Origin of the sequence: Actinomycetospora atypica (assembly GCF_042653685.1) — a bacterium.
Lineage (GTDB): Bacteria > Actinomycetota > Actinomycetes > Mycobacteriales > Pseudonocardiaceae > Actinomycetospora > Actinomycetospora atypica.
Window position 1 is genome coordinate 55,328 of the sequence record NZ_JBHSIV010000015.1, and the last position, 17,374, is coordinate 72,701.

At 73.9% G+C, this 17,374-nt stretch carries 17 protein-coding genes; 11 read left to right on the forward strand and 6 right to left on the reverse strand.

The window, feature by feature from the left end; genetic code table 11:
- Positions 1–20: 20 nt before the first annotated feature.
- Positions 21–239, reverse strand: coding sequence for a hypothetical protein (locus tag ACFPBZ_RS15500; RefSeq protein ID WP_378036976.1), 219 nt, complete (start codon positions 237–239; stop codon positions 21–23).
- Positions 240–480: 241 nt separating this feature from the next.
- On the opposite strand from ACFPBZ_RS15500, the gene ACFPBZ_RS15505 reads away from it, so the two are divergent.
- Together ACFPBZ_RS15505 and ACFPBZ_RS15510 are read left to right on the forward strand one after the other, a co-directional pair.
- Entirely contained in the window at positions 481–1,125 is a 645-nt protein-coding gene (locus ACFPBZ_RS15505; protein ID WP_378036977.1) for a hypothetical protein, read from the forward strand.
- A gap of 50 nt (positions 1,126–1,175) precedes the next feature.
- A complete protein-coding gene (locus tag ACFPBZ_RS15510) occupies positions 1,176–1,919 on the forward strand; it encodes an LLM class flavin-dependent oxidoreductase (protein ID WP_378036978.1) in 744 nt (247 codons plus the stop codon).
- Position 1,920: 1 nt separating this feature from the next.
- On the opposite strand, the gene ACFPBZ_RS15515 is transcribed toward ACFPBZ_RS15510, so the two are convergent.
- The gene (locus ACFPBZ_RS15515) at positions 1,921–2,802 is read right to left on the reverse strand and encodes an SDR family oxidoreductase (protein ID WP_378036979.1); all 882 of its coding nucleotides are present in this window, start codon (positions 2,800–2,802) and stop codon (positions 1,921–1,923) included.
- Positions 2,803–2,884: 82 nt separating this feature from the next.
- On the opposite strand from ACFPBZ_RS15515, the gene ACFPBZ_RS15520 reads away from it, so the two are divergent.
- Entirely contained in the window at positions 2,885–3,463 is a 579-nt protein-coding gene (locus ACFPBZ_RS15520) for a TetR/AcrR family transcriptional regulator (RefSeq protein ID WP_378036980.1), read from the forward strand.
- On the opposite strand, the gene ACFPBZ_RS15525 is transcribed toward ACFPBZ_RS15520, so the two are convergent.
- On the reverse strand, positions 3,464–3,790 hold the full coding sequence (locus ACFPBZ_RS15525; RefSeq protein WP_378036981.1) for a helix-turn-helix domain-containing protein: 327 nt from the start codon (positions 3,788–3,790) through the stop codon (positions 3,464–3,466).
- A gap of 315 nt (positions 3,791–4,105) precedes the next feature.
- Here ACFPBZ_RS15525 and ACFPBZ_RS15530 point away from each other — a divergent pair, with 315 nt between their 5' ends.
- Both ACFPBZ_RS15530 and ACFPBZ_RS15535 read left to right on the forward strand, forming a co-directional pair.
- The gene (locus ACFPBZ_RS15530; protein WP_378036982.1) at positions 4,106–5,077 is read left to right on the forward strand and encodes a GlxA family transcriptional regulator; all 972 of its coding nucleotides are present in this window, start codon (positions 4,106–4,108) and stop codon (positions 5,075–5,077) included.
- 74 nt (positions 5,078–5,151) lie between these two features.
- Positions 5,152–5,802, forward strand: coding sequence for an HD domain-containing protein (locus ACFPBZ_RS15535; protein WP_378036983.1), 651 nt, complete (start codon positions 5,152–5,154; stop codon positions 5,800–5,802).
- 4 nt (positions 5,803–5,806) lie between these two features.
- Here the strand turns inward: ACFPBZ_RS15535 and ACFPBZ_RS15540 are convergent, their stop codons facing one another.
- Positions 5,807–6,217: a hypothetical protein gene (locus tag ACFPBZ_RS15540; protein WP_378036984.1), complete on the reverse strand. Its 411-nt coding sequence runs from the start codon at positions 6,215–6,217 to the stop codon at positions 5,807–5,809.
- Positions 6,218–6,312: 95 nt separating this feature from the next.
- Positions 6,313–6,759 carry an SRPBCC family protein gene (locus ACFPBZ_RS15545; protein WP_378036985.1) on the reverse strand — a complete coding sequence of 149 codons (447 nt, stop codon included), beginning with the start codon at positions 6,757–6,759 and terminating at the stop codon, positions 6,313–6,315.
- Between the two features lie 133 nt (positions 6,760–6,892).
- On the opposite strand from ACFPBZ_RS15545, the gene ACFPBZ_RS15550 reads away from it, so the two are divergent.
- The 5 genes from ACFPBZ_RS15550 (at position 6,893) to ACFPBZ_RS15570 (ending at position 15,090) form a co-directional block, all read left to right on the forward strand.
- Complete coding sequence (locus tag ACFPBZ_RS15550) at positions 6,893–8,107, forward strand: cytochrome P450 (protein ID WP_378036986.1); 1,215 nt, start codon at positions 6,893–6,895, stop codon at positions 8,105–8,107.
- Positions 8,104–9,321 carry a cytochrome P450 gene (locus tag ACFPBZ_RS15555; protein WP_378036987.1) on the forward strand — a complete coding sequence of 406 codons (1,218 nt, stop codon included), beginning with the start codon at positions 8,104–8,106 and terminating at the stop codon, positions 9,319–9,321. Before ACFPBZ_RS15550 ends, ACFPBZ_RS15555 begins: the two co-directional genes overlap by 4 nt.
- A gap of 114 nt (positions 9,322–9,435) precedes the next feature.
- Positions 9,436–12,069, forward strand: a complete 2,634-nt coding sequence (locus ACFPBZ_RS15560; RefSeq protein WP_378036988.1) for a helix-turn-helix transcriptional regulator — start codon at positions 9,436–9,438, stop codon at positions 12,067–12,069.
- A 166-nt stretch (positions 12,070–12,235) separates the two neighbouring features.
- Positions 12,236–13,633, forward strand: a complete 1,398-nt coding sequence (locus tag ACFPBZ_RS15565; protein WP_378036989.1) for an FAD-binding oxidoreductase — start codon at positions 12,236–12,238, stop codon at positions 13,631–13,633.
- Positions 13,630–15,090: an APC family permease gene (locus tag ACFPBZ_RS15570; protein ID WP_378036990.1), complete on the forward strand. Its 1,461-nt coding sequence runs from the start codon at positions 13,630–13,632 to the stop codon at positions 15,088–15,090. The genes ACFPBZ_RS15565 and ACFPBZ_RS15570 overlap by 4 nt, the downstream gene beginning before the upstream one ends.
- Positions 15,091–15,215: 125 nt before the next feature.
- Here the strand turns inward: ACFPBZ_RS15570 and ACFPBZ_RS15575 are convergent, their stop codons facing one another.
- Positions 15,216–16,142, reverse strand: a complete 927-nt coding sequence (locus tag ACFPBZ_RS15575) for a LysR family transcriptional regulator (RefSeq protein ID WP_378036991.1) — start codon at positions 16,140–16,142, stop codon at positions 15,216–15,218.
- Between the two features lie 101 nt (positions 16,143–16,243).
- On the opposite strand from ACFPBZ_RS15575, the gene ACFPBZ_RS15580 reads away from it, so the two are divergent.
- Entirely contained in the window at positions 16,244–17,374 is a 1,131-nt protein-coding gene (locus ACFPBZ_RS15580; RefSeq protein ID WP_378036992.1) for a cupin domain-containing protein, read from the forward strand.

Here is a 17,374-nt window from a genome sequence, read left to right on the forward strand (position 1 = left end):
TCCCCCCGTGGTGGGACCCGTCAGCCGGTGAGCTCGCGGTGGACCTCGCGCAGGGCGCGACCGAACGGGACCCGGGCGGCCTGGGCGGTCCGCGCCTGTTGCGCGAGTTCGTCCAGGGAGCGTCTCTGGAGCCAGAGGACGAACGGGAGGGAGGTGATCGGCTCACCGTTCTCGCGCTGGGTGACGAGGAGGGAGGCGGGCTCCTGCTCCGGACGAGTGACGACCTGGTCGAGCAGCACTCTCAACACCTCCGCAGAACGAGAAATGTGACTCTCTGCAACGTACAGCGGGGCGTCGTCGCAGGGCAACCGTTGAATGGTCAGCCGTCCGGCCCACCGCAGTGGCTCCGAGTGAGCAGGAGTCGGCGACCGGCGCTGGTGCTGCCGATCGGAGCAGTGCAGCCTGGGGACGGACGTGGTTGTCCACAGGCGCACGGCCGGTCGTTGCCGGGACCCTGCAGCGGCCCGGACGCTCGTCGCCATGCGCGAGATGATCACGGTCCGCGAGGCGGGCCACGAACTGCGGATCCAGGTCGTCGACGCCCGGGCCTACGTGGCGGTGGTGCCGGTGGGCTCGGGTCCCGACGACGAGCCCGGCGCGTCGGTCTCCCTGCCCGCCCGGCGGCTGCACGCGCTGCTGCGTGCCGCCTGGGCCGACGACCTCTACGGCGTCGGCGGGCCGCTCGACCCGCCGATGTGGCCGATGTCCGACCCCGAGCCCGAGGAGGACCCGCACCACGAGGAGCGGTTGCGCTTCGGGTGGCGCGACGACTGGCCCGACGGCGGCGGCGCCCCGGGCGACCTGGTGCCGTTCCCGCGCGGCGGGGACGACGACGACCCGTGGTGGCCGCCGTCGCGCTTCGCCCCGCCGCCGCGGCCCCGGCACCACGGACAGGCATGGGAGCCCGACGACGACGCCGTCCTCCGCCACGCGTGGCTCCATCCGGAGACGGACGCCGTGCGGGGCGAGGTGCTGCAGGGCCTCGCCGACCGTCTCGGGCGCACGGTCGGCGCCGTGATGCAGCGGCTCTACCGAGTGGGGTGCGAGCCGTACCGGCTGGGCGTGGCGACCCTGGTGCCGGCGGGCCCGGCCGCGACGCCGGAGGAGCCGCTCCTGGCGACGTGATCCTGGCTAGCCTGATCCGCCGGACGACGGGATCGCGGAGGGGAGTGGACATGCGCCTGGGCGCGACCCTCACGCACCTCGTGCCGGCTCCACCGGTGGACGTCGCCGACCGCGCGCGACGCCTGGTGGACGCGGGCTTCGAGAGTCTGTGGACCCCCGAGGTGGTCGGGCGCGGGTTCCTGGTGCCCGACCCGTTCGTCACGCTGGCCGTCGCGGCCACCGCCACCGAGGGCGTCGAGCTCGGCACGGCCACGGTCCAGGTCCCGCTGCACCACCCCGTCGAGCTCGCCCACCGGATCCTGTCCCTGGCCTCGGTGTGCGGCGACCGCCTGACCCTCGGCGTCAGTCCCGGGTCGACCGCGACCGACTCCGCGGCCTACGACCGCGACCACGCCGCCCGGTTCCACACCTTCCGCGAGACCGTGCCCCGGCTGCGTCGCCTGCTCGCGGACGGGCACGACGAGGCCGTCGACCTCGCGCCGTCCGGCACGGCACCACCGGTGCTGCTGGGCTCCTGGGGTGCCGCCGTCGAGCGCGCCGCCCGGGAGTTCGACGGGTGGCTCGCGTCGGGCTACCGCCGCACGCCCGACGAGATCGTCGAGGCCCACGGCCGGTTCCGGGCTGCCGGCGGTCGTCGGGCCGTCGTCTGCGCGATCCCGGTGGCGGCCGGGGACGACCTCGGCCGGCTCCGCGAGGTGCTCGCCCGCTACGCGGAGGCCGGGTTCGACGACGCCGTGGTGCTGATCGGGCCCGACGGCCCGCCCCCCGGGCGGGTCCGCGCACTCCACGCCTGACTCAGGGCTGCAGGTTCTCCAGGTCCGCCAGGAGACCGGGGTGCGTCGGCCGCCACCCGAGGGCCTCGCGGGTGTGCGCGCTCGACGCGGGCTGGTCCATGGCGAAGATCGCCCCGAACGGTCCGAAGTCCTCCTCGGGCACGGCCGCGACCGGCAGGCCCAGCCGTCGGCCGATCACCGTGGCGATGTCGAGGACCGCGTCGCCCTCCTCGTCGACCGCGTGCCACGACGTCCCCGCCGGCGCCGACTCGAGGGCCAGCCGGAACAGCGCCGCGGCGTCGAGGGCGTGCACGGCGGGCCAGCGCTGGGTGCCGTCGCCGGGGTAGCCGGCGACGCCGGACCGGCGGGCCTGGTCGACGAGCAGGCCGGCGAAGCCACCCTGCCCGTCGCGGTGGGCCGTGCGGGGGATGCGGACGACCGAGCTGCGGACGCCTTCGGCAGCGAGGTCGAGCAGGGCGTTCACGGCCCGGGCGCGGGCGCCCACCGGCCCGCCCGTGTCGAGGGGATCGGCCTCGGTGGCGACCTTCCCCGCCACCCAGGGCGTGCCGGAGGCCGTGACGATCGGGCGGTCCGTCCCGACGAGTTCCGCGCCCAGCGCCGCGAGGACCGCGGTCTCCTCGTCCATCGCCCGGGCGAGCCCGTCGGGGGTGGCGTCGGCGTGCCCGAACGCCACGTGGACCACGCCGTCGGCCTTCGCGACCCCGGAGCGCAGGACGTCGAGGTCGGCCAGCTCCCCGCGGAGGACCTCGGCGCCGGCGCTCTCCAGCATCCGGGCGGACCGGTCGGAGCGGGCCAGGGCGAGCACGGCATGGCCGTGCGCGAGCAGTTCGGCGACGACGGGCGCCCCGATCGTGCCGGTACCGCCGGTGACGAAGACGCGCATGGGGAGCTCCCGAGGTTGATGAGACGATGTCTCGTCACCGTAGCACTACGATGAGACGGTGTCTCATCACTAGGATGACCGTGTGGGGCGATGGGAGCCGAACGCGCGGATGCGGCTGGTGCGCGCCGCGATCGACCTGTGCGCCGAGCAGGGCTACGAGGCGACGACCGTGGCCCAGGTCGTCGAGCGGGCGGGCCTGACGAAGGCGACGTTCTTCCGCCACTTCCCCGACAAGCGCGAGGTGCTCTTCGCCGGGCAGGAGGAGCACGCCGCGCTGCTCACCGCCGGGATCGGCGCCGCGCCCGAGGGGGTCGCCCCGCTCGACGCGGTGGCCGCGGGCCTCGACGCCCTCGCGGCGTCCTTCTCGCCCGAGCAGCACGAGTTCTCCGCGCGTCTGACCGCGGCCGTCGCCGCGAGTCCGGAGCTCCAGGAGCGGGACGCCCTCAAGACCGTCGGCCTGGCGGCCGCCATGACCGCCGCGCTCGCCGACCGCGGCGTCCCCGACCCGACGTCCCGGCTCGCCGCCGAGCTGGGTGTCCTGGCGGTGAAGCAGGGGTTCGCCGCGTGGGCCGACGGCGACCGCGACGACGCCGGGGCGCTGGCGGGGGAGATGCGGACGGCGCTGGAGAGTCTCCGCCGCGCCGCCGCGACGCTCGGGTGATCAGCCGCCCTGCTGGTCGCCTCGCTGGTCGGCGATCGTGCGCCGGGCCTCGTCGAGCTGGTCCTCGAGGGTGACGATGCGGCAGGCGGCGTCGAGGGCGGTGCCCTGGTCGAGGAGCTCCCGGACCCGCGCGGCGAGCCGGAGCTGGTGGCGGGAGTAGCGGCGGTGGCCGCCGGGCGACCGCTGCGGATCGAGGAGTCCGGCCTCGTCGAGGCTGCGGAGGAAGCCGGGGGTCGCGCCGATCATCTCGGCGGCCCGGCCCATGGAGTAGGCGGGGTAGTGCTCGTCGTCGAACCGCCGCGTCACGGCCTCGGACTCCCGGGTCATCTCACCTCACACGGACGAGGGGCCCCGGTGCATCTCGCACCGGGGCCCCTGGAAATCAGGTCTGCACACTGTCGGCCGGCAGGGCCGGCCTCGAACCGCAGGAACCGACGAGAGGCTGCTGCGGGAATCGTGGGAGTTCGATAACCGAGGATCACCGTCCGTTCGGGTCTCTGCTGTGCGACGGCGGAGAAGTTACACCTGACTGCCCAGCAAAGTCTAGCGTGGTCGGGGGAGATTTCCTGCCGTGGCCCGGTGGACCCGGACCGCCGACGCGCCGGACCGGTGGCACACTCGCCGTGGTGGGAAGAGGGGACCGTGTCGGCTGAGCGGCTCGTCGTCTTCGTGCTCTTCGACGGCGTGAAGACCCTCGACGTCACCGGGCCCGCCGAGGTCTTCGCCGACGCCGCCCGCTTCGGCGCGGCCTACCGGCTCGGGTACGTGTCGGGCTCGGGCCGGCCGGTCCGCAGCTCCGTCGGCATGCTGCTGCCGGTCGACGGGCCACCGACGGCGGACCTCGCGCCCGACACCCTCGTCGTCGTGGGCGGCGACGTCCTCGCCGAAGCGCCGGTCCCCGACGACCTGGTGGCCGCGGTGCGCGAGCTGGCCCCGCGGAGCCGGCGGGTCGTGTCGATCTGCACCGGCTCGTTCGCCCTCGCCGCCGCGGGGCTGCTCGCGGGGCGGCGGGCCACCACGCACTGGCAGCACGCCCGGCTGCTGGCCCGGAGCCACCCCGACGTGCAGGTGGAGGCCGACGCGCTGTTCGTCGAGGACGACGGCGTCTTCACCTCCGCCGGGGTCTCCGCCGGGATGGACCTCGCCCTCGCGCTCGTCGAGCAGGACCACGGCCCGGAGCTCGCGCGGACGGTGGCCCGCGACCTCGTCATGTTCATGCAGCGCCCCGGCGGGCAGTCGCAGTTCTCGACGTCGCTGCGGACGCGCGCCCCGAGCACGCCCACCCTGCGGACGGTGCTCGACCTGGTCGCGGCGCAGCCCGCGCTCGACCACAGCGCGCCCGCCCTCGCCGCCCGGGTCGGGGTGAGTCCCCGGCACCTGACGAGGCTGTTCGCCGCCGAGCTCGACGAGACGCCCGCGCGGTTCGTCGAGCAGGTGCGCCTCGACCACGCGACCGCCCTGCTCGAGGAGGGACGGACCGTCGTCGAGACCGCTCGTTCCGCCGGTTTCGGCAGCGCGGAGACGATGCGGCGGACCTTCGTCGCACGCCTCGGACTGTCGCCGAGCGAGTACCGCGCCCGCTTCCGGACGACGCGCCGGGACGACCCGACTTGAGCGTGTCCGGATCCGTGGGGTGCCCGTCGCTCCACGCGGTGGGCGTCGCCGGCTCCGGTCGCGAGGCTTGTGGCATGACCACACCGACGCCCGAGCGGATCGCGGGCATCACCGTCCCCGACACCGCCCTCGTCCACGACGCCACCGCGTTCGTCCGCGACGCGACCGACGACCTGCTGTTCCACCACTCCCGGCGCGTCTTCCTCTGGGGGATGCTCAAGGCCGCCGCGCGCGGGCTCGACGTCGACCCGGAGCTCGCGTACGTGGGCGGCCTCTTCCACGACCTCGGGCTCACCACGGGCCACGCCTCGAAGGACCAGCGCTTCGAGATCGACGGTGCCGACGTGGCCCACGGGTTCCTGCTCGACCACGGTCGCTCCGCCGCGGAGGCCCGGGAGGTGTGGCTGGGCATCGCGCTGCACACCACTCCGGCGATCCCGCTGCACCTGTCGCCGGAGGTGGCCGTGGTGACCCTCGGGGTGGAGACCGACGTGCTCGGCCTCGACCTCGACGAGATCACCCCGGAGCAGCGGGAGGAGGTCGTCGCGGCCCACCCGCGGCCGGACTTCAAGAACCGCATCCTGCAGGCCTTCCACGACGGCATGGCCCACCGGCCCGGGACCACCTTCGGGACGATGAACGACGACGTCCTCGCCCACTTCGACCCGACCTTCGTCCGCGGGGACTTCGTCGAGGTGATCCGCGGCAACCCCTGGCCGGAGTGACGCGCTACGCCACCGCGGAGGTGACCAGGAACCGCCAGTCGGCGACCCCGGCGACGCGGTGGGGCGCCGCGTCGCGCAGGTAGCGCTCGTCGCCGAGGATCCCCTTCAGGGCGGCGAGGTCGGGGTACTGCACCAGCGCGACGACGTCCCACTTCTCGCCCTCCGCACCGACGAGCAGCTCGTGGGCCCGGCCCAGGTACACCGGCCTCGTGCCGCCGTACTCCGGGGCGACCTTGCGGAAGGCCGGGACGTAGCGCTCGAAGTACGCGGTCCGGCCGGAGCACGGCACCTGGTCGCTGTCCGGCCCGTAGTCGGCCTCGTCGCGGAAGCGCACCAGGTTGAGCATCACCACGGGGCCCTCGGCGGGGGCGTCGACGGCCTGCAGCCGGGCCTGGTCGAGGTGGGTGGACGGCATGGGTGGCTCCTCGTGTCGGGGTGAGGAGCCGACGCTATCCCACTTGCGTGCTAGGCAACAAGTAACTGCATGGGGCTCGATGTGCTTCGAAGCGGTCAGCCCTCGAGGACCCGCTTGATCGTCGCGAGCGTCGTCGGGATGCTCGTGCGGGCGTCGTCGGTCCGCAGGGTGATCCCGTCCTCGCCGAAGCGCTCACGAATGAGCTCCCGCCCGGCAGGCCGGAGCTCCCAGCGCTGGGTCAGACGGGTCCCGCCCTCGTCGGGAAGCAGCTCGAAGCCCCAGCGGACGCCCCCGCCGTTGACCTCCCAGGCGAACTCGCGGCCGGGGTCGGCGGCGACGACCTCGCTGCGGGTGTCCCAGTCGCGCCCCGGCCGGGAGTTGTGACCGGTGAAGTGGGCCCCGACCCGCGGGCCGTCCCCGGGGTCCCACTCGCAGGCGCGGGTGAAGCCGCTCCACTCGCCGTGGCGGGTGATGTCGGAGACGGCGGCGTAGACCTCCTCCGGTGTCGCGTCGATCCACACGGAGGTTGCGTACTGGTCCATGACCTGCACCCTAGGAGCATCAGGCCATGGTTATCGCTTCATCGGTGAGCTGGTATTGGCGTGATGGCTCTCCGGCTTCTTATGGTCCAGGTCACAGCGACCCCGGTCGCCACCACGACCCTGGAGAGCCGCGATGACGCAGACAGGCACGGCCGTGTTCGACCCGGCCTCGCCGACGTTCCACGCCGACCGCCACGCGGTGTACCGGACGATCCGCGACGAGGCGCCGCTGCTCCAGCTGCCAGGACCGGTCCCGACGATCATGGTGTCGCGGTGGGCCGACGTCGACCAGGTCCTGCGGGACAAGGTAGTGCGGATGCGCCCCGTCGGCGCCGGGGCGCCGCCCTGGCTGGGCGACGGGGCCGCCGCGGACATGTTCCTCGGCCAGATGCTCTTCACCGACGCGCCCGACCACACCCGGCTGCGCCGCTCCACCACGCCGGCGTTCCGCCCGCGGACGATCGCCACGCTGCGGGCGGACGTCGAGACCGCCGTCGACGCCCGGATCGCGGTGCTCCGTGAACTCGGCTCGTTCGACGCCGTCGCCGACCTCGCCGAGCACGTCCCGGCGGCCGCGGTGTGCAGCATCCTCGGCATCCCGGAGCCCGACTGGCCGGCGCTGATCCGCGGCGCGGTCGACTTCGTGACGATCCTGTCGCCGCTGCCGCCCCCCGCCGACCGGCTCGCGGCCGCCGAGAACATCTGCCGCTGGTACCTCGACTACTTCGCCGACCTCGTCGCCGACCGCCGGGCCCACCCGCGCGGGGACGACGACTTCCTGACGGCCCTGATCGCGCAGCAGGAAGCCGGCGCAATGAGCGGGAACGAGCTGCTCGTGACCGCGCACTCGGTGCTCAACGCCGGGTTCGAGACGACGATGAGCGCCCTCGCCAACGGCCTGCAGGGCCTGCTCTCCGACCCGGCGCAGTGGTCCGCCCTCGCCGCCGACCCCGGGCTCGCCGCGGTGGCGGTCGAGGAGTCGCTGCGCTGGGAGGCGCCGGCGCAGCTGCTCACCCGATACGCCCCGGAGGACCTCGAGCTGCCCTCGGGCACCGTCCCGGCCGGCACCGCGATCGTCGTGGCCGCCGCGTCGGCCAACCGCGACGACCGCCGGTTCGACGACCCCGACGCCTTCGACCTGGCGCGCACCGACACCACCCACCTCGCCTTCTCGGCGGGCCGCCACACCTGCATCGGCGCCCACCTGGGCCGGATGGAGCTCGACATCGCGTTCCGGAAGCTCGCCGCCGCGTTCCCCGACCTGCACCTCGTCGCCGGCGGGGAGGCGCCGCGCGAGCCGAACCCGGTCTTCCCGACGCTGCGGAGCCTCCCGGTGGCGACGTCGTGAGCGCCCCGCCCCGGGGATGCCCGGCCCACGAGGTCGACCTCGACCCCTACGACCCCGCCCTCACCGAGCCCGCGGTCTGGGACGTCTACACCGACGTCCGCGAACGCGGGGCGGTCGCCCACTCCGCGGCCCGCGGGGGGTTCTACCTGCTGAGCCGGTTCGCCGACGTCCGGGCGGCGCTGCTCGATCCCGGCACCTTCTCGTCCGCCTCCGGTCACCGGATCCCGGTCGACGGCAGCCAGCAGGTCCTCCCGATCGACTTCGACCCGCCCCTGCACACCGCCTACCGCAAGCTGATGCGCCCCGCGCTGGAGCCCCGCCGGATCCGGGCCCTGCGGCCGGTCCTGCAGGCCCGGGTCGAGGGCCTCGTCGAGGACTACGTCCGGGCCGGCGGCGGGGACTTCGTCGCCGCGGTCGCGCTGCCCCTGCCGCTGCAGGTGCTGATCGAGGTCGTCGGCTTCGCGCCGGAGTCGGTCGCCCGCTTCCGCGAGATCACCGAGGACCTCTGGAGCGGCCTGACCACGACGACCTTCCCCGAGGCCGTCGCGGCGATCGCCGCCCTCATGCAGGTCGAGGTCACCCGGCACCGCACCCACCGGCCCGACGACTACGTCACCGGGCTGCTCGACGCCCAGGTCGAGGGTCGGCCGGTGCGCGACGACGAGATCGTCGGGACGCTGATGTCGCTGGCCGTCGCCGGCCACGAGACCACCATGAACTCGGCGAGCGCGCTCGCGTCCCTGCTCGCCGCCGACCCCGACCTGCAGGACGAGGTCCGGGCCGCGCCGGACCGGGCCGCCGAGTACGTCGAGGAGATGCTGCGGCTGCGCAGCCCGGCCCAGAACTTCGCCCGCCGCACCACCCGGGACACCGAGGTCGGCGGGACCGCCCTCCCGGCCGGTTCCGGGGTGCTGCTGTCCTTCGCGGCCGCCAACCGGGACCCCCGGCAGTTCCCCGACCCCGACCGCTTCGACGTGGAGCGCGGCGGCCGTGGCCACCTGGCCTTCGGCTGGGGCATCCACCTCTGCATCGGCGCCGCCCTGGCCCGCACGGAGCTCGCGCTCCTGCTCGAGGCCCTCGCCGCCCACCCGCCGTTCCGGCTCGACGGCGAGGTCGCCTTCGGCCCGCTGCAGGGCGGCAACCACCTCGGCCCGACGCGGCTCCCGCTGCGGTTCGACGGCGTCACCCCCACCTACCAGGAGCCCGCGCCATGACGACGACGCGCCCGCCTGCCCGCGTCGCATCTCGTCGGGGGCGACTCGGTGGTTGGGCCGAAAGAGTGAATCGATCATCGTGATCGGTCCGGCGGGCACGGCTACCATCTCGTAGTGCTCGACCCCTGGCCGCTGATCGGGCGCGACGGCGAACTCTCCGAGCTCACGGTGTCGCTGGCGACGGCGGCCTGTCGTGGGGTCGTGCTCGTGGGCGGGGCCGGTGTGGGGAAGTCCCGGTTGGTCTGCGAGGCGGCCGGGAGTCTGGCCGGTTCCGGATGGGTCGTCCGCAGCGTCACCGCCACGGCCTCGGCGCGGGCGATCCCGTTGAGCGCTTTCGGTCGCTGGGCGGAGGACATGGACGGTGCGTCGCCGTTGGTGCTGGTCCGGCGGCTCGTCGCAGCACTCGGCGAGGGCGCCGAGCCCGAGCGGCTGCTCGTCACGGTCGACGACGCACACCTCCTCGACGACCTCTCGGCGGTCGTGCTGCAGCACCTGGTCCTCGGGGGTGCTGCGACGGTCCTGGTGACCACGCGGCAGGGCGAGCCGGCGCCGGACGCCGTGCGCATGCTCTGGAAGGACGGTCTGCTGCACCGGCGGGAGCTGCGTCCGTTGTCCGCGGGGCACACCGAGGACCTGCTGACCGCGATGCTCGGTTCCTCTCCGGACCCGGCGTGCTCTGCCCGGATGCTTCGGTTGGCAGCCGGGAACGCGCTGTTCCTGCGGCAGATCGTCGAGTTCGCCTCGACGTCGGGCCACCTGGAGACCGTGGACGGGATGGTGCGGTGGCAGGTCGACGGCGTCGCGCCGTCGTTGGTGGAGTTGGTGGAGGCGCAGATCGGTGCCGTTCGAGACGCGGTCCGGGACGTCGTCGACGTCGTCGCGGTCGGTGAGCCGATGCAGGGGAGCTGTCTGCAGCGCGTCGTCGAGCAGGACGCGATCGAGGAGGCCGAGGCCCGGGCCCTGATCCGCACCGAGGGCGACGTGGTCTACATGGGGCATCCGGTCTTCGGTGAGGTCCGGCGCAACACCTGCGGCCCCTGGCGCCTGCGCCGGCTGCGAGGACAGGTCGCGCTGGCCATGCGGGACGGTGCGCCCGGCGCCGCGCAGGCAGCCAGGCGTGGACTGCTGTGGTTGGAGTCGGACCTCCCGCCCGACGTCCACGTGTTCCTGTCCGCGGCACGTGCGGCCGGGTCGCTGCTGGACTTCGGGTTGGCCCATCGTCTGTTCAGCGCGGCCGACGGCGCGGGCGGGATGGGGTCGGGCGTCCGGTCCCGCGTTCCGCTCGCCTACACCCTGTTCATGATGTCCCGGGGCGAGTCGGCCGACGAGGTGCTCGACTCGGTCGTGGCCGCCGACGACGACGAGCCCGATGCCTATCTGAACGTGGTCACGGTGCGGGCGGCGAACCTGCTGTGGACCATGCGTTCGCCCGCGCAGTCCTGGCAGGTCGTCGACGATGCCCTCGCGACCGCGCAGGGCTCCCGGCGCCACAACCTGATGGCCTCGCGCGCCATCCAGCTCACGCTCGCGGCGCGCCCTCGCGACGTCCTGTCGGCCATGGCCGACGTCGACTACGGCGGGATGGATTCGTTCGCCGCCACCATCGGTCTGGCGGCGGAGTGCCTGGCGCACGGTGAGCTCGGCCGGTCCGAGGACGCCGTGGCGCGGGCCGTCGAGTGCCGGCGTGTGGTGGGCCTCAACGACCAGGGCCGCTTCCTCGGGCTGCACCTGGCCGAGTTCCTGACGTTCGCCCTCGCCGCGGCGGGGCGGATCGCCGAGGCCGTCGACGTGGCCGAGGAGAACCTCCGGGCACAGCAGCATCTGCCGGCCTCGGCCCGGGTGGTGGCCGAGGAGATCCTCGGGATGGCCCTCCTGGCCGCGGGGGACCTCGACGCCGCGGTCCGCCGTCTGACATCGCACGCCGACGGCGGGCTCCACGACCCGGCCACGAGCGCGAGCTTCCCCGTGGCCACCAGCGTCTACCGCTTCCGGCCGTTGCTGGCCCAGGCGCTGGCGCGATCGGGCGACGTCGCCGGAGCAGAGGCGACGCTGGCGGCTGCGAAGGCCGACCGTCACCCCGCGTATGTCTACGTCACCTCGGTGGAGCTGCTCGCCGAGGCGTGGGTGGCCGCCGCAGGGCAGCGGATCACCGAGGCGCGCCGGGCGGCCCGCCGGGCAGCGGAGTTCGCCCGTGGCCACGATCAGATCGCGCGCGAGATCTGGTGTCTGCAGACCGCGGTCCAGCTGGGGGACACCGGCTGCGCGGCGCGTCTCGGCGAGCTGGCCGAGGTGACCACTGCCCCCCGGGCAGCCGTCGCCGCGCGGTACGCGGCCGCCCTCGCGGCAGACGATCCTGCGGGGCTGGAGCGGGTGTCCGGAGAGTTCGAGATGATGGGCGACGTCCTGGCCGCTGCGGACGCCGCCGGGCACGCCGCGGTGTCCTGTCGCCGCAGCGGTCGCACCGGGCGGTCCCTGACCGCCGCCGCGCGGGCGAATCGCCTCGGCGCGACGGCCGGCGGCGCCGCCACGAGCCCGGCCGTCGCCGCGGCGGCGTTGGCGGTGCCGTTCACCAACCGGGAGCGCGAGATCGCCCTGCTGGTGGCCCAGGGTCTGTCCAACCGGGACATCGCCGAGGTCGTGTCGCTGTCGGTCCGCACCGTCGAGTCCCATGTCTACAACGCGAGCAGCAAAGCCGGTGTCACCGAGCGCGCCGCCCTCGCCGAGCTCGTTCGCGCCGCACTGGGATAGAGCTCGGTCACTCGCGCCCCGGCAGTCCGTGTGGATCTCGGTAGTGCTCGGTTCCGGGGCACCGGAACCTCCGTAGTCGTCCCCGGAATCCGCGGCCCTCCGGCCGATGAAGACTCCTCCCGCGCGTCCGGACGCCGCGCTCGGGAGAGGGACGGAGCCCTGATCGATGACCGTCGCACAGATGACCGCGTTGACCGGACGGGTCGTACACCCCGGGGACCCCGGGTACGACGCCGCGAGCGCGGGGTGGAACGGCCTGCACGTGCGCCGACCGGCCGCGGTGGTGTTCGCCGCCGAGACGGCCGACGTCGTCAACGCACTGGCGTGGGCGCGGCACCGCGGCCTGCCGGTCCGCGCCCGCAGCGGACGCCACGCCCTCGAGGGCTGGAGCGCGGTGGACGGCGGCGTCGTCATCGACGTCAGCGGGCTCACGTCGGTGACCGTCGATCCCGAATCCGCGACCGCCACCCTCGGAGCCGGCATCGACCAACTGCAGGCCGTGACCGCGCTCGGGGAGGCGGGGTTCGCCGCGCCGACCGGTACCGAGGGATCGGTCGGGCTCGTGGGGGCGACGCTCGGCGGCGGCTTCGGCCTGCTGAGCCGGCCGTTCGGGATGGCGTGCGACCACCTGCTCGCCGCCGAGATCGTCCTCGCGCCGGCAGCAGGAGGAGCGGAGGTGGTCGTCGTCGACGAACGGCACCACGGCGACCTGCTCTGGGCGTTGCGGGGCGCAGGGAACGGCACGTTCGGCGTCGTCACCTCGATGACGATGCGGATCCACCCGGTGACGCGCACGGTCCGTCTCGTCGCGACCTGGCCCGGGCTCGGGCACTTCCGATCCCTCTTCGACGCCTGGCAACGCCACGCCCCGCACGGCGACGACCGCCTGACCAGCCAGCTCGAGGTCACCGCCGAGGAGGTGACGCTCACCGCCGTGCTCGTGGCCGGGTCGGAGGCCGATCCGGAGGGGGACATGCGCGCGCTGCTCGACCCGATGCTGCGGATCGGCCGACCCGACGTGGTGGTCACGGACGGGGACTGGGGACGCACCTTCGCGGGCTTCCAGATCCCGCTCGAGGAGGAGCCGGCGAACTGGAAGTTCACCTCGCAGTTCGTGGTGGAGCCCTTCCCGCCCCGGGCGATCGAGATGCTCGCCGCCGCCCTCGAGGAGGCGCCGCCGGGCTGCAACTACTTCACCAATGCCCTCGGGGGCGCTGTCGCGACCGACGAGCCGACCGGCGGGTCGGCGTTCGCGCACCGCCGGGCCCTGTTCTACGCCGAGCCCGGCGCCGGGTGGGGCGACCGTGGCGGCCCGCCGCCGGAGGAGGAGCGGACCGCGGCGTGCCTGGACTGGGTGCGTCGGCTCACCGAGGCGCTCGCTCCCTACGTCGACGGGGCGTACGTGAACGTGCCCAACGCCGGCATCCAGGACTGGGAGGCGGCCTACTGGGGCGACAACGTCGCCCGCCTCCGAGCGGTCAAGGCCGGCTACGACCCGTGCCGGGTCTTCGACGCCGAGCACGGCATCACCCCAGGCGAGACGGAAGATCGGTGGCTGCGATGACGAGCACTTCTGCGGGAGAGACCGCTGACGAGATCTGCCAGGACTGCGGCTACGAGCCCGAGCTGCAGCGGTCACTCAACGGCTTCCAGATTTTCGCGGTGGCCTTCGCGTCGGTGTCCGTCGTCATCGGCATCTTCGCGACGTACGACGACCTCCTGCGCAGTTCCGGACCGGTCGGCATCTGGCTCTTCCCCGTGGTCGGCGTCGGGCAGCTGCTGGTGGCACTGGTGTATGCGCAGTTCGCGGCGAGGATCCCGCTCAGCGGCGGCAGCTACGCGTGGGCATCCCTCACCGCAGGCCCCCGCGTGGGATGGGTCTTCGGGTGGTTGGCGTTCGTCAGCGCGGTGGCCGGACCCGCGACGATCGACAACGCTCTGGCCAGTCAGTGCCTCATGCCCCTGCTCGGGATGGCGGACGACGAGACGACCGCCCGGGTGATCACGGTGGCGCTGTTGGCCAGTCAGTGTCTCCTGGCCGTCGCCGCCACCCGCATCGTCGGCTGGGTCAACTCCCTGTCCGTCACCGTCGAGATCGGCATCCTGTTCGTCCTCGGCATCGCGTTCGCCGCCGTGGTGGTGCTGACCGGGGACGGACAACCCCAGAACCTCGTCTCGGAAGGGGTCGCCGGCGGCAGCGCCGGCTACTTCGCGGTGGGCGGTGGACTCATGGGTGCCGCCATCATGGGCCTCACGACCCTCGTCGGGTTCGAGTCGGCGGCCAACATGTCCGAGGAGGCGAAGAACGCCACCCGGACCGTGCCGCGCGCCATCATCGGGTCCGTCGTCGCATCCACCGGGCTCGGATTCGTCTTCCTCGTCGTGCTGACGATCGCGGTCAAGGACGTGCCCGCGGCGTCGGCGAGCGACGCGCCGGTGGCCGAGGTCCTGCGTCAGCAGTTCGGGGCCGGCTGGGAGAAGCCGTTGCTGGCGGTCGTGACCATCGCCTTCTACGGCGCTGCGCTCGTCGCGATGGCGTCCACGTCGCGCTACGTCTTCGCCATGGCCCGCGACGGGCGCTTCCCGGGCCACCGCATCATGCAGCGCGTCAACCCGAGGACCCGGACCCCGATCCCGGCGACGGTGCTCGTCCTGGCCGTCGGCACGCTGCTGATGATCGTGTTGCCCGGTGCGGCCCTGCTCCAGCTGATCGCCACCACCACGATCCTCGGCCTGACGATCTACGGCCTGACCGTCCTGCTCTATCTCCGGAAGCGCCGCGCGCTGCCGCGCGGCGACGGCGGCTTCGACCTCGGGCGGGTCGACCGACCGGTCGCCGTCGTGGCTCTGCTGTGGATGATCGCGGCCCTCTTCGTCGTCCTGGTGTCCAGCACGACCCTCGCCTCACTGCTGATCGTCGCGGTGCTGCTGGCCATCGGGGTCGTCCACTTCCTCTACATGCACTTCTACGACCCTGCCGCGCTCGAGCACGACGACGGCACGGACGTGCTCGTGACCTGATCCTCCCGGGCCGGCACGGCACCGCCCGCCGTGGGGAACGGCGCACCCCCGCCGGCGTCCCCGGGAGTGCTCGACGGGCAGGTGATGCGCCGTCCCCCGGTCACCGGGATCGTCCACCTCGCCGGCTACCCCGCTCCCCGCCAGGCCGCGGCGCGGGCCGTGGCCTCGATGAGGTCGAGCGCGGCCCGCTGCAGCGGGGAGAAGTACTTCGTCGTGCGGTGGTAGAGCCCGATGCTCTCGCTCAGCTGCACGTCGCGGACCGGGACCGCCCGCATCCGGCCGGCGGCGACGTCGCCGGCGATGGCGTAGCCGGGGATGAGGCAGGCCCACCCGTTCTCGATGGCGGTCTGCTTGATCGCCTCGGCGTGGCCGAGCCGGATCATCACGGTCAGCGAGCCCACCCCGTGGCGGTGCAGCTGGGCGCTCAGCATCCGGTCGTAGGCGACGTCCCGCGGCGCCGCGACCATCGGCAGCGCGGCGATCTCGGCGAGGGACAGGTCGGTGGCGTCGGTGGGCCCGTGCGGCCCCATCCCGACGACGATCGGCTCGTCCCAGAGCCGCCGCGCCACCAGGCCCTCGGTGTCCGCCGCGTCCTGGAACGTCGTCACGGAGAAGTCGGCGACGCCCTGCGCGGCGGCCCGGATCGCCGCGCCGGGCTCGCCGACGTGCACCGTGATGTCCGCCGCCGGCCGCTCGGTGCGCAGGCGCGTGACCAGCGGCGGCAGCAGGTAGGTGCCGATGGCCATGCTGGCGTGCACCACGAGCGCCCCGGCGGCGCCCGCGGCGAGCTGGGCGACGTCGCGCTGGACCTGCCCGGCCCCGGCGAGGACGTCCTTCGCCCAGGCGTAGAGGCGGTCGCCCGCCTCGGTGAGCACGAGGCGGTTGCCGGTGCGGGCCACCAGCGTCGCGCCCACGGACTTCTCGAGGGCGCGCAGCTGGGCGGTCACGGCGGGCTGGGCGATGAGCAGCCGGTCGGCGGCCCGGGTCACGCCGCCCTCGTCGACGACCAGGCAGAAGATCTCGAGTCGTCGCAGCGGGGTCCGCGTGTCCATAGCGGTGAAGTTATCAGTGCATCCGTACATCGACATTGGTGCTATGGGTCGGTGTCTCCCTACGGTCGGGACAGGCCGAACAGCGAGAGAGAGGAGAGGCGATGACGACGATCGACGTCGCCCCCGCCGCGGACCTGCGTCCCGACGAGGTCGCCCTGCAGGACGCCGGCGGGACCCTCCGCGGCACGATGCGGTCCTGGGCCCCCGTGAAGATCTCCAAGGAGCGCATCGACGCGGAGATCGACCGGCTCGCGGCGTGCCCCACCCCGCCCGGCGGCCGCCGCGTCTCCCTGCTCGTGCACCCCGAGTCCACCGGCCCCGGCCCCGGGCTCGCGCCCGGCATCCAGGTGGCCATCGAGGTGCTCACCCCGGGGGAGCGCACCACCCCGGTCCGCCAGAACGCCGGCACCGTGCAGATCGGCATCCGCGGCCGCGGGGTCGTCGCGGTCGCGGGGACGGAACACGTCCTCGAGGTCTTCGACGTCGCCAGCGTGCCCGCGATGAAGCCCCACGAGTTCCGCAACACCGGCGACGACCTCTGGGTCCGGCTCAGCTACTCCAACGCCCCGCTGCTGGCCAAGCTCGGCGTCCACTACGTCGAGGAGCTCACCTCCAGCGCCCCCGTCGCTCGTCCCGACGACGAGGCCGGCGCCGGTTCCGGCCGGGGCACCGCGCCGGACCTGCCGATCGGCACCGAGGGCGCCCGCCTGCGCGGCTACGAGCACATCGTCGACAGCGAGGTCGTCCAGAACGCCCCGCTGCACTGGCCCTGGGCCGAGGTCTCCCAGCACCTGACGAGCGAGGTCGGCGACGGCAAGCGGCCGATCCTCGCCTACTACAACCCGGCGACCGAGCGCCGCTGCGGCGCCACCCACAACTTCTTCGTCACCGCGATGGTCGTCCCGCCGGGGAAGCCGTCAGCCAATGTCGAGCGCGGCCACCGGCACACCTCGGTCGCGATCAACTATCACGTCCGCGGCACCGGCCACAGCGTCGTCGACGGCCGGCGCATCGACTGGAAGGCCGGGGACCTGCTGCTGTCGGCGCCGGGCTGGGCCGAGCACACCCACCACTGGGGTCCCGACGGGCTCGCGGCGTTCACGGTGCAGGACCACCCCCAGCAGATCGGCATGGAGTCGCTGGTCTGGCAGGAGGAGATCGACGGCCCGGTGCTCGCCCTGGGCTCCGAGGCCGGGCAGACCGGCTACATCGGCCCCCGCGAAGCCGGCTGA